Raw genomic sequence first — 11556 nt, forward strand, 5'->3', positions numbered from 1 at the left:
GGTTGCGCCATGGTCGGCGTCTCTTCGCTCACTCCTGGTGAGTACATCGCTCTTAAGCGAGGGGATCTACTTACCACGGGCGAGCTGAGCGCTGCCACGCAGGAAACTATTCATGTTATCGGTCTGGACGAAGGCCCATGCCGTGAGCCCTCCCAAAACTGTGTCGTTGCTTTAGCCAATGCGCTTGGCATAGATGATGAACGGCGGCTTTCAGCACTTGCAGAGCTGTGGCTTCAAGTGGCGATGTCGCGCGCAGGATCATCAAGCAATATTCCTCGCTCTGAGACTGACATTAACGCGTGGGTAGAGGTTGCCAGACATGCCTATGCTTACCTATTCTTCACTGAACGATCGCCCGGGGAGCGCGCCTTCGAAGATCGTCAGATGCAGGTACGGGACTACTATAATTATGCAGTTCAACAAGTTATTTCCGGGCTGTTTCAACAGAATATCGCTGCTACAGAAACCAGTGCTGGCCTCTCTGCTTATGACACGCCTACTCTTGCGGGTTGGAATATTACCACCGACATAGCCGGGCTCCACTTCGCCGATGATAACGATGTACCCGAGGAGCTTATCCCAGCATCTTCACTGGTATTTTCCGGTTTGCGCAGCACGTATCGACGTGACGGCTTTGGTGCCGAACTGGTAGCAGTAATGGACGATAGTCTTGCGCTTCATCGTGCTAGAGTCTACAGCGAGATGCCTTTTCCGGCACTTACCGCACTGCTCCATTTTCCTGGTGAAGACCTCGCTCAGGTGCTATCCACCGATGCACTTGATGTGATAATACGCAATCCCTATCAAGATGATAGCATTGAACTACATGGGCAGCAGGTTCCTTTAGCCGCGAATTTCACCGCAGGTTATGGCTTGTGGTTAGCAAAATCTGGATTCTCACGTCAGGCCCTCCGCTCACTACTCGGCCAACGTCAAGGTATCAGTCGACCGCATCTCTATATGATGCAGCCTTTCGATCCTGAACGGCGTGTCATACTTATGCTGCATGGTCTTGGCAGCAGCCCCGAAGCCTGGGTTAATGTTGACAATGAAGTTCTGGGCGATGAAACCTTGCGGCAAAATTTTCAAATATGGCAAGTCTACTATCCCACCAATATGCCACTCGCCCTGAATCATGCGAGGATCCGTAGTACCGTTGCCGAGACCCTGCAGCAGTTTGACCCAACCTCCGAAACGCTTGCTTCACAAGGTATCGTTTTGATTGGACACAGTATGGGAGGCGTTTTGGCGCGCTTGATGGTCTCCTCCAGCGGAGACAGTCTGTGGAGATTAGTGGAAAGTCACGACCTTTCCCAGGAGCAGCTGACGCTCGTCCAGGAACACCTAGGGAACCGCTGATCAATTCGGTTCTAAGCGGCTGAAGCGCTCAGAATGGTACTTTCACCGCATCAGCGGTCGCTTTCTGACCAGTAAAGATGGCCTATTTCCCCTGCCAGCCGGATTATTCGGCTGGCAGGGCAGATTCAAGGCGCACTGGCCCCGTCAACTCGTCCTTCGCATCTCGTCGCCAGCACCAGGTTGGCCAGCCCGAACAGGCTGAATAGCTGCGCCTGGTTCTTGGCCAGCCCCTTGTAGCGCACCTTGCGGTAGCCGAAGAGGTTCTTGATGACGTGGAACGGATGCTCAACCTTGGCGCGGATGCTGGCCTTGGTTCTCTCGATCTTCAGCAACAGTTCTTTCATCGGGCTCTCTTCCATCTTCTTGATGCCGCCCCGTTTTGCCGCGATACAGCAACGGGAATCCTCCGCGTCCTTCTCTTCACCCAGGCGCTTGCCCATACCGATGTAGCCGGCATCAGCGTGGACTCGCTTGTCATCATCCCGCACCAAGTGGTCTGCCATGGTGACATCTGCCACGTTAGCCGAGGTGGCAACCACGGTATGCGTCAGCCCGGTCACCGCGTCGACGCCAATGTGAGCCTTCATGCCGAAGTACCATTGGTTGCCCTTGCGGGTCTGTTTCATCTCGGGGTCGCGCTGCTTGGCCTTGTTCTTGGTGGAGGGCGCGGCCGCGACGATGGTGGCGTCGACAATGGTGCCCTCACGCATAAACAGCCCCTTCTCGGCCAGGTGAGCATTGATTTCCTCGAAGATCCGCTGCGTCAGGGCATGCTTTTCCAGCAGATGGCGGAAGCGCAGTAGTGTGGTCGCATCCGGCACGCTTTCGATGGCCAGGTCGATCCCCACGAAGTCGCGCATCGCCTGGCTGTCGTAGATGGCATCTTCGAGCGCCTCGTCAGCAAGCGCATACCACTGTTGCAGGAAGTAGATCCGCAGCATGCGCTCAAGGCCGATGGGCGGCCGGCCCCGCTTGCCCGCCGCGTTCGGGAAGTAGGATGGCGACAACGCATCGATCAACCGTTGCCAAGGCACTAGCGACTCCATCTGGGCCAGAAACCGCTCGCGGCGGGTGACCTTCTTCTTGTTCTGGTGCTCTGCCTGGGCGAACGAGATCTGCTTCATAGGACGGCTCTGTCAGACGGTGGCGGGATGATCAGATTCTACCCCGCCGGTGTCGATCCGGCAGCTACGGCGGGATTTGTGCAGTGTTTCCCTAACGCTCGTTTGAATGTATCATGGAGCATTAATCGCCTTGTCGACACATAGGGAGCAAGGATGCCAAACGAGTGGGTCACGCAACACGATGATCACATAGCGCTGCACGGGGAATGGACGCTTCGCCACTATTCGGCCTTGAGAGACACGCTGAATCGACATCAGGAGGTCTCTGAAGCGTCTATCCAGCTGCCCGGCTTCGACAAACTGGACACGGCGGGCGCCGCGCTGGTCATCGAGCTGGTAGGCGTTGACAACGCCAAGCAGGTAAATGAGTGGGCCAGCGAGCTACCGGACGCGCAGCAAGCTCTGCTGATGCGTCTGGCCGAGGCCATGGCATCCCCGCTGGAAAATGACCAACCGCGCGCCTCTCGCGTCAGCGAAGCGCTGGCTTCCATCGGTCAGCAGATGAGCGGTTTGTGGTCTCAGCAGCGTCAACTGCTGGGGTTCATCGGTCTGGTACTGGCGGCCTTCGTCCCACTATTGTTTCGGCCTAGCCGTTGGCGCATCACCGCTACGGTGGCCCATGTGCAGCAAAGTGGCCTGAATGCCGTGCCCATCGTGGCCCTATTGACCTTCATGGTGGGGGCCGTGGTGGCATTTCTCGGGGCCACGGTGCTGGAAGACTTTGGGGCCACGGTGTACACCATCGACCTGGTGGCGTTTTCCTTCCTGCGCGAATTCGGCGTGCTGCTGGCGGCCATTCTGCTGGCGGGGCGTACCGCCAGCGCCTTCACGGCGCAGTTGGGGGCCATGAAATCCAACGAGGAGATCGATGCCCTCAAAACCCAGGGGCTGGACCCCATCGAGCTGCTGGTGCTGCCCCGGGTCATGGCCATGCTGATCAGCCTGCCCCTGCTGGCCTTCGTCGGCATGCTCAGTGGCCTGGTCGGTGGCGCCATGGTCGCCACCCTCTCGCTGGATATCTCCCTGACCCAATTCATGAACACGCTCCAGAACGATGTTTCGGTGACGCATTTTCTGGTGGGCATGAGCAAGGCCCCGGTGTTTGCTTTCGTGATTGCCGTGATTGGCTGCCTGGAAGGCTTCAAGGTCAGCGGCAGTGCCCAGTCTGTGGGTACCCATACGACCTCCAGCGTCGTACAATCCATTTTCATGGTGATTCTACTGGACGCCCTGGCGGCACTCTTTTTCATGGAGATGGGATGGTAAAGGAACACCACAAGACACCCGATGCCAGCGACGACCACGCGGCCATCACCGTCGAGGGGCTGGTCAACCGCTTTGGAAGCCACGTGGTCCATGAAGACCTCGACCTGACGCTGCAGCGCGGTGAAATTCTCGGCGTGGTCGGCGGGTCGGGCACCGGCAAATCCGTACTGCTACGCAGTATCGTCGGTCTCAAGAAGCCCGATGGAGGTCACATCGACGTGCTAGGCAACCGGCTCGACGAGCTGAGCGATGCCGAGCGCAGCCAGGTCGAACGGCGGTTTGGCGTGCTTTTCCAGCGTGGCGCCCTGTTCAGCTCGTTGACGCTACAGGAAAACGTCGCGCTCCCCCTCATCGAGCACGCTAAACTGTCCCGAGAAGAAGCCGAGTACCTGGCGCGCATCAAGCTGGCGCTGGTCGGCCTGCCCCCGCAGGCGGCGCGACAGTTCCCCGAGTCGCTGTCGGGGGGCATGGTCAAGCGCGCCGCGCTGGCTCGCGCCCTGGCCCTGGACCCTGACATTCTGTTTCTCGACGAACCCACCGCCGGGCTGGACCCGATTGGGGCCGCCGCCTTCGATCAGCTGCTGGTCACCTTGAGAGACGCCCTGGGGTTCAGCGTCTTTCTGGTCACCCACGACCTGGACACGCTCTACGCCGCCTGCGACCGCGTCGCGGTGTTATCCCAGAAGCGCGTGCTGGTGGCCGACACCCTGGAGAAAGTCGCCCAGACCGACGACGAGTGGATACAGGACTATTTCAATGGCCCCCGTGGACGCGCCGCGCAGCGCTCTGCTGAACCGACTTCCCGCGAGGAGTGAGACACATGGAAACCCGCGCGCACCATATCATGATCGGCTTGTTCACCGTGCTCACGGCAGCCGCTGCCCTGCTCTTTGCCCTATGGATGAGCCACGCGGCGGGCGAGCGCGACTACCAGCCCTACCGCATCCTGTTCGAGCGCAGCGTCAGCGGCCTGGCGGTGGGCAGCAAGGTGCAGTACAACGGCATCGAGGTAGGTGATGTCACCGAATTGAGCCTCAATCCGGATGACCCCCGCCAGGTGCTGGCCAGTATCCGTGTGTACGAAGACACCCCGGTCAAGACCGATACCCGGGCACGTCTGGCCTTTGCCAGCATTACTGGCAGCATGTCCGTTCAGCTGCATGGCGGCACGCCGGAGAGCCCGCGCCTGCTGGACCAGAGCGATGACGACATGCCGTTCATTCGCGCCGACCCGTCGCCGATTGCCACGCTCTTCGAAGAGGGCGAAGAGATGATTAACAACATCAACGCCATTCTGAAAAACGTCAACGAGCTGTTCAGCGACGACAATCGCCAGGAAGCAGGCAACATTCTCACCAACGTTGCCCAGATCACCGACATGATTGCCTCCCAGCAGTCTGCTCTGGACGAGAACATGGTCCTGTTCGGGGAGGTCTCGCGTCAGGCCACCGCCACTCTGGAAAGCATCGAGACCCTAAGCCAGGAAGCGCATTCGCTGCTCAGCCGCGAAGGTCGAGAGGTCATGCAGAGCGCCAAGAATGCCAGCCGCGACGTGGCCAACGCTGCCCAGCGCATCGAACAGCTGGTGGATGACAATGCCGGTGCCGTGGAAAGCACGCTGCAAAGCACCCGCGATATTGCCCCGGCCCTGGCGGCGCTGCGCGCCACCCTGACCACCCTGGATCGCATTACCCGCCAGCTCGAAGAGAACCCCACCAACTTTTTGCTGGGCCGTGACCAGATAGAGGAGTTCCGCCCATGATGTTCAAGACCCTGCGAGCTAAAGCCCTGCAAATCAGGCCCCTTCGAACCGGGGCCCTGCGAATCAGCCCCCTGCGTACAGGCGCCCTGCTGATCATTCTGGCCACCCTGACGGCCTGTTCGATCCTGCCCGACAACGAACCGGCCACGCTTTATCGGCTGCCGGCCGTAGACACCTCAGGGCAGCCGAATGCAGCGGCCACCCACGCCATGACGCTGGGCATCGCCACGCCAGAAACGGGGCACTTGCTGGGCAGCAACCGCATGGTGGTATTTCCGGAAGGCAACGTGGTGAACGTCTACGAAGGCGCACGCTGGCACGAGGACGCTCCGGACATGCTCAAGGCCCGGCTCATCGAAGGCCTGCAGGCCCAGCAGCGGTTTGCGAGCGTCGGCAGTGATCGCCTGCCCCACGACCTGACCCTGCTCAGCGAGCTGCGCCACTTCCAGAGCGAATACGACGATACGCCGCCCAGCGTCAACGTGCAGCTGGATGTACAGCTGGTTGACAGCAACCGCGCGCCCTTGGCGACCAGCAGCTTCGCCATACGCAAGCGTGCCAGCAGCGTCGCCATTGCCGACGTGGTCGATGCCTTCGGCGCAGCGTCCGATGACTTGAATCAGCAGTTGGGCGAGTGGCTGACCCGCGAGGTAACCCGCTAACGCGGATCGATTGCCCCACCGCTCAGCTTGCGCAGATAGTCGCGCGGGTCTCTGGGGTAGTAGTGGGCAGGCTGGCACGCCAGGTGGGTAAAGAACCGAGTGTCCTTGTAGGGCATTTTCATGAAGCCCGATACCCCCAGCCCTTCGATCTGATTGACGCTGTCCAGCATGTGCGCCAGCAGCGCAGAGAACGCCTGCTCTCGGCGCGGGTCCAGCAGGCGGTAGTAGCTATGAATCTTCAGGTGTCTGGGCAGCGCCTCGAAGATGATCATGCCGGTATGGTGGATGTCATTGAGCTGCTCCAGCAGGGCCATGATGCTGTCGGGCAACACCAGCAGCTCCTCGGGATCCGGACCATCTTCGAAATAACTGTGCTGGCGGGTGCGATCCTCCATCTCCGGCACGGCGCTCACCTCATACCCGATGGTCATGCCCGACTGCGCAGCGAACGATGCATCGGCGCTTTCCCGCTCCAGGTGCAGCGTCTGCCGCGCATTGAACAGGCAACTCTTGAAAATACCCTGGCGGTGGATGGCCCGCGCCAGATGCACCATGTTATTTACCGCTTCGGTAAAGGCAGGCTTCAGGTCGGGGTCGTGCAGATTGAGCGACGAGTCGATATAGACACCCTCCCGCTCCCAGCGCACGGCCAGCCCGCCCACCACGGGGTATTTGCCCAACCGGCTCACCGACGCCAGAAAGGCTTTCTCGGTGTCGCCCATGCCCTGCATGAACTGTTTGTAGTAGCGGTCCAGCTGCACGTCATTGACGTCATTGAGGGTTTCTTCGACGCTGGCCTCGCGCAGAAAGGCCTTGCGAGAGCTGTACACCACGGTGTCGATCTCCCGGCGCTGGCGATGCCCCCAGATCGGCACCAGGGGCGGCGGCGGCACGGCAGGCAAGTCGATCATCACGGTTCTGGCCATACGCGGCATTTCACGAATGAAGTGATCCCCCGCGCGGCGGCGAATGGCCGGGTCGGCATCCAGCAGCCCATCCAGCGTGCGGGCAAACTCGATGGGCAGGCCCAACGCACTGGCCGGAATCGCTCGGCAGCCAAAACGGCAGGACTGCGCCGATGCCAGGGCATACAGGGTTCCCGCCACCCCCTGTTCGTCGAAACGCGGCGATGACAGCGCGCCGTTGAGCTGCTCTTCGCCGATGAAGTAGACGTCGCCCAACCGCGCGTTGGTCTGCTGCAGGTTATCCGACATCAGCTCCATCACGTTGGCACCGACGAACTGCAGCGCCGCATCCAGCTGGGCAAAGACCGACGCCCCCCAATCGATCAGGGCGATGTTTTCCCTGCTGGCGTCGAACACCAGGTTGGAAGGCTTGATGTCGCCATGCACCACGGGGCGGGCATGGGGGCCGGTTTCCCGGCGCAGGGTGACCAGAATCTCTGCCAACTGCGCGGCAATATGCACCACCAGGCGCGGCGAGAGCCGCCCCTGGCGCAGCGATACTTGCTCGAGATTCCAGCCGGGCGCGCGCTCCATGACCAGAATGGACTGGCCGCGCACGCGCTGATAGGCGATCAGCCCGGGAATCAGAGGGTGGCTGACCTGATCGAGCATGAACGCCTCTTCTTCGAGGCGCTCTTGCAAGTGGGTAGGCAGCGTGATGCGCGAGAACTTGAACACATAGTGGGTGGGCTGCCCCTGCTGCTGAGCGCTGCCCGCAAACACGAAACCATAGGCCCCCTTGCCAATCAGCTCGATGTCCCGGTACCCCAGCTGCACCAGCTGAGCCTGGCACAGCGCTACCCAGTCTTTCAGCTTGCGCGCATCGTGATGGCTTAGCAGATAGACCGACTGCTCCTCTGGAATATAGAACTGCTGTAGCGCTGCCTGGCTCATGGGGGCAATGGCCTTGGGTCAGGCCAAATGCAGCAGCATGGTCTCTGGCGCTTCCAGAGACGCTTTCCAGTGGTTGCAGAAGCGCGCAATGGTGCCGCCGTCGATGAATCGATGGTCTCCCGCCCAGGTCACGGTCATGATGGCGCGTCGCTGCACGGCACCCTCGGCATCGAAACGCGGCAGCCACTGGGTCTTGCCGATGGCCACGATGGCCGCTTCCGGGGCGTTGATGATGGGAGCGGCGTAGGTGCCGCCCAGAGCGCCAATATTGGAAATGCTGATGGTGCCACCCTTGAGGTCCGCCTGATCCACACGGCCTTCCCGCGCCGCCTGAGTCAATCGGCTTACCTCCCTGGCAATGTCCAGTAGACTCAACTGCTCCACCGCCTTAACGTTAGGCACCAGCAAGCCCGCCTTGCTGTCCACCGCCATGCCGATATTGCACTGGGTAAAATAGTGCAGCTCGTCCCCCTCGGCATTGAGCTGCGCATTGAGGATGGGGTGCTCGGCCACGGCCAGCGCCAGCGCCTTCATGAAGAAGGGCATCAGCGTCAGCCGCTCCCCCAGCGCTTCTACCCGGGGCTTGAGGCGCTCGCGCAGCGCCAGCAGTTCAGTGACATCCACCTCTTCCCCATAATGGAAGTGCGGTATGGTCGTCGCGGCTTCCACCATGCGCCGAGCCATGACGGCGCGCACGCCGCGCAGGGGCTCGACCCGGGCGGGGCCTGACTGGCCCGCCGCCAGTTTCCCTTGGGTGTGAGGGCTCGTGTCGCTGGGCGCAGCGTGGCTGGACTTCACATGCGCCAGCACGTCTTCCTTCAATACGCGGCCATCCTTGCCGCTACCGGCAATGTCCGCCAGCACCAGCCAATGTTCGCGCACCAGCCGCCTGACGGCCGGGCTAGCCGGGGTTTTCACCGCGCAGGCTGGCCCTTCCGTCGGGCACTGTGGCGTTGACTGTTCGACGCTGGGCGATGGCGTAGAAGGTGGCGCTTTGCTGATATCAGCAGCGTCGCTGGCAGGGGAACGGGTGTTCTCTGAACTCTTTTCTGCAACCTCTTCTGCACTCTCTTTGGCACCCTCTTCTGCACCCTGATACGCGTAAAGCGGCGCATGCACCTTGGCGATTTTCCCCTGGGGCACATACAGTTTGGTCACCGTGCCCGCTTCGGGCGCAGTGATCTCCACCAGCGCCTTGTCGGTCATGACCTCGACGATGGGTTGGTCTTCTTCGATGGTGTCGCCTTCGGCCACTCGCCACTCCACCACTTCACACTCGACGATGCCTTCACCGATATCCGGTAGTAAAAAATCACTCATGACCGCTCTCCCTTGCGTCAAAAATTCACGTTTTCGCGAATCGCTTCAAAAATTTTCAGATGGTCCGGCAGGTACTCTTTCTCCAGGATCAGCGGAAAAGGTGTATCCAGGCCGGTCACCCGAGTAATCGGCGACTCCAGATAGAGAAAACAGCGCTCCTGTATCGTGGCGGCGATCTCACCGGCAAAACCTCCGGTCAGCGGCGCTTCGTGGCTGACGATCATACGACCGGTCTTGAAGACCGACTCGGCAACGGCATCCACATCCCAGGGCAGCAGTGAACGCAGATCGATGACCTCGCAGGCAATGCCCTGCTCTTCGGCCAGCTCGGCGGCCTTGCCGATCACCTCCATTTGCGCGCCCCAACCCACCAGGGTGATATCGCTACCTTCCCTGACGACCTCGGCCTCACCAATGGGCAGCTGATAGTCGTTTTCGGGTACTTCGCCCACGGCGGCCCGGTAGAGGCGCTTGGGCTCCAGAAACAGGACCGGGTCGGGGTCACGGATCGCCCCCAACAGCAGCCCCTTGGCCTGATAGGGGTTGCGCGGCACCACTACCTTCAGGCCCGGCGTGTGGGTAAAGTAGGCTTCCGGCGACTGAGAGTGATACAAGCCACCCGAGATGCCGCCGCCATACGGCGTGCGGATGGTCAGGCCACCCACGTTGAACAGATCGCCAGAGCGGTAGCGAAACTTGGCGGTTTCGTTGACGATCTGGTCGAAGGCGGGAAAGATGTAGTCGGCGAACTGAATCTCCGCCACGGGCACCGAGCCCTGGGCAGCCAGACCGTTGGCAAAGCCGATGATGCCCTGCTCCACCAGCGGCGTGTTGAAACAGCGCGCCTTGCCATACTTCTCCTGCAAATGGCTGGTCGCTCGGAATACCCCGCCAAAAACCCCCACGTCTTCACCAAAGCAGAGGACCTTGTCATCCTCCGCCATGGCGATGTCCAGGGCGTTATTGATGGCCTGCAGCATGTTCATGGTACTCATACTAGGCATCTCCCTGTGCGTCGTGGGCCGTCGATACGCTGGGGTCCAGCGACTGAGCGCCGCGCGGGTAGGCATCGGGATAGCGACGAATGTGCCGTTTCAACTGATCCAACTGGCGCTGCAAGGCAGGCGTCACGTCGGCATAGACATCGGTGATCAAGGAGTCCAGCGGCGGCGGCGGACGCTTTTCGGCGCGCTTCATGGTCTCCAGCACTTCCCGCCGCAGGCTCTCCTGCTGGCAGGACTCTTCGTCGTCGCTCCACCACCCTTTACTCGCCAGCCAGCGCTGCAGGCGCAATAGCGGGTCCTTGACTCGCCACGCCTCCTCTTCGCTCTTGGCACGGTAGCCCGACGGGTCGTCCGAGGAGGAGTGCGCCGCCAAGCGGTACGACATGGCTTCGATCAGCACCGGCTGATGCTGCTCCACGGCTATCTTGCGCGCCTGGCGGGTGGCTTCGAAGACGGCCAGGGCGTCGTTGCCATCCACGCGAATGACATGCATGTGATAGCCGAACGCACGCGGGGCAATGCCATCGGCGGCAAACTGTTCGGTGGCGGGAGTCGAGATGGCATAGCCATTGTTGCGACAGAAGAAAATGACCGGCACCTGATGCACCGAGGCCATGTTCAGGGCGGCGTGGAAATCGCCTTCCGAGGCAGCCCCTTCACCGAAGAAGGTCAGGGTACAGTGGCCTTCACCTGCGAGCTTCTGGCCATAGGCATAGCCGGCTGCCTGGGGAATCTGAGTGGCCAGCGGCGAAGAGATGGTCATGTAATGCAGCTTGCGGGAACCATAGTGGATCGGCATCTGCCGCCCCTTGCCATAGTCCAGCTCGTTGCCAAACAGCTGATTCATGAACTCGTCGATGGAGAACCCGCGATACATGAGTGCGCCCTGTTCGCGGTACTGGGCCATGATCATGTCGGCATCGTCCAGAGCGGCGGTGGCTCCCACCACCGCGGCCTCCTCACCGGTACACTGCATGTAGAAGCTGAGCCTGCCCTGGCGCTGCGCGGCCATCATGCGCTCATCGAGAATACGCGTGGCCAGCATGGCCTGGTAGAGCCTACGGGCGTGATCGCGGCTCAAGGTGGGTTCATCGGCACCTTCATAAAGCTCGCCCTCGGGGCTGAGCACGCTGAAGGTGTCTATGGAGAATTCGTCGCCGGTCATGAAGGTCGGCTGATGTACGAACTGAGTCATCGTTA

General features: G+C 60.9%; 10 protein-coding genes. 5 read left to right on the top strand and 5 right to left on the bottom strand.

Annotated features, from left to right (window positions below; all coding sequences use genetic code 11):
• Window positions 1-9 precede the first annotated feature (9 nt).
• Window positions 10-1359, top strand: coding sequence for an esterase/lipase family protein (locus CWI66_RS09190; RefSeq protein ID WP_157808964.1), 1350 nt, complete (start codon window positions 10-12; stop codon window positions 1357-1359).
• A 125-nt stretch (window positions 1360-1484) separates the two neighbouring features.
• Here the strand turns inward: CWI66_RS09190 and CWI66_RS09195 are convergent, their stop codons facing one another.
• A complete protein-coding gene (locus tag CWI66_RS09195; RefSeq protein WP_081193889.1) occupies window positions 1485-2483 on the bottom strand; it encodes an IS5 family transposase in 999 nt (332 codons plus the stop codon).
• Between the two features lie 153 nt (window positions 2484-2636).
• Here CWI66_RS09195 and CWI66_RS09200 point away from each other — a divergent pair, with 153 nt between their 5' ends.
• From CWI66_RS09200 to CWI66_RS09215, 4 genes are read left to right on the top strand one after another with little or no spacing between them, the layout of a single operon-like run.
• The gene (locus CWI66_RS09200) at window positions 2637-3749 is read left to right on the top strand and encodes an MlaE family ABC transporter permease (protein WP_100731505.1); all 1113 of its coding nucleotides are present in this window, start codon (window positions 2637-2639) and stop codon (window positions 3747-3749) included.
• Complete coding sequence (locus tag CWI66_RS09205; protein WP_081194312.1) at window positions 3743-4564, top strand: ABC transporter ATP-binding protein; 822 nt, start codon at window positions 3743-3745, stop codon at window positions 4562-4564. Before CWI66_RS09200 ends, CWI66_RS09205 begins: the two co-directional genes overlap by 7 nt.
• A gap of 5 nt (window positions 4565-4569) precedes the next feature.
• On the top strand, window positions 4570-5511 hold the full coding sequence (locus CWI66_RS09210) for an MlaD family protein (RefSeq protein ID WP_100731506.1): 942 nt from the start codon (window positions 4570-4572) through the stop codon (window positions 5509-5511).
• Window positions 5508-6173 carry an ABC-type transport auxiliary lipoprotein family protein gene (locus CWI66_RS09215; protein WP_016913918.1) on the top strand — a complete coding sequence of 222 codons (666 nt, stop codon included), beginning with the start codon at window positions 5508-5510 and terminating at the stop codon, window positions 6171-6173. Before CWI66_RS09210 ends, CWI66_RS09215 begins: the two co-directional genes overlap by 4 nt.
• Here CWI66_RS09215 and CWI66_RS09220 read toward each other — a convergent pair.
• From CWI66_RS09220 to CWI66_RS09235, 4 genes are read right to left on the bottom strand one after another with little or no spacing between them, the layout of a single operon-like run.
• A complete protein-coding gene (locus tag CWI66_RS09220) occupies window positions 6170-8032 on the bottom strand; it encodes a protein kinase domain-containing protein (RefSeq protein ID WP_100731507.1) in 1863 nt (620 codons plus the stop codon). The genes CWI66_RS09215 and CWI66_RS09220 overlap by 4 nt on opposite strands.
• An 18-nt stretch (window positions 8033-8050) precedes the next feature.
• Window positions 8051-9352 (bottom strand): 2-oxo acid dehydrogenase subunit E2, encoded by a 1302-nt coding sequence (locus tag CWI66_RS09225; RefSeq protein ID WP_100731508.1) that lies wholly within the window; start codon window positions 9350-9352, stop codon window positions 8051-8053.
• Window positions 9353-9369: 17 nt separating this feature from the next.
• On the bottom strand, window positions 9370-10347 hold the full coding sequence (locus CWI66_RS09230; RefSeq protein WP_100731509.1) for an alpha-ketoacid dehydrogenase subunit beta: 978 nt from the start codon (window positions 10345-10347) through the stop codon (window positions 9370-9372).
• Between the two features lies 1 nt (window position 10348).
• Window positions 10349-11551, bottom strand: coding sequence for a thiamine pyrophosphate-dependent dehydrogenase E1 component subunit alpha (locus tag CWI66_RS09235; RefSeq protein WP_100731510.1), 1203 nt, complete (start codon window positions 11549-11551; stop codon window positions 10349-10351).
• Window positions 11552-11556: the final 5 nt, after the last annotated feature.

Source organism: Halomonas sp. 141 (genome assembly GCF_002810305.1).
In the GTDB taxonomy this organism is placed as follows: Bacteria; Pseudomonadota; Gammaproteobacteria; order Pseudomonadales; family Halomonadaceae; genus Vreelandella; species Vreelandella stevensii.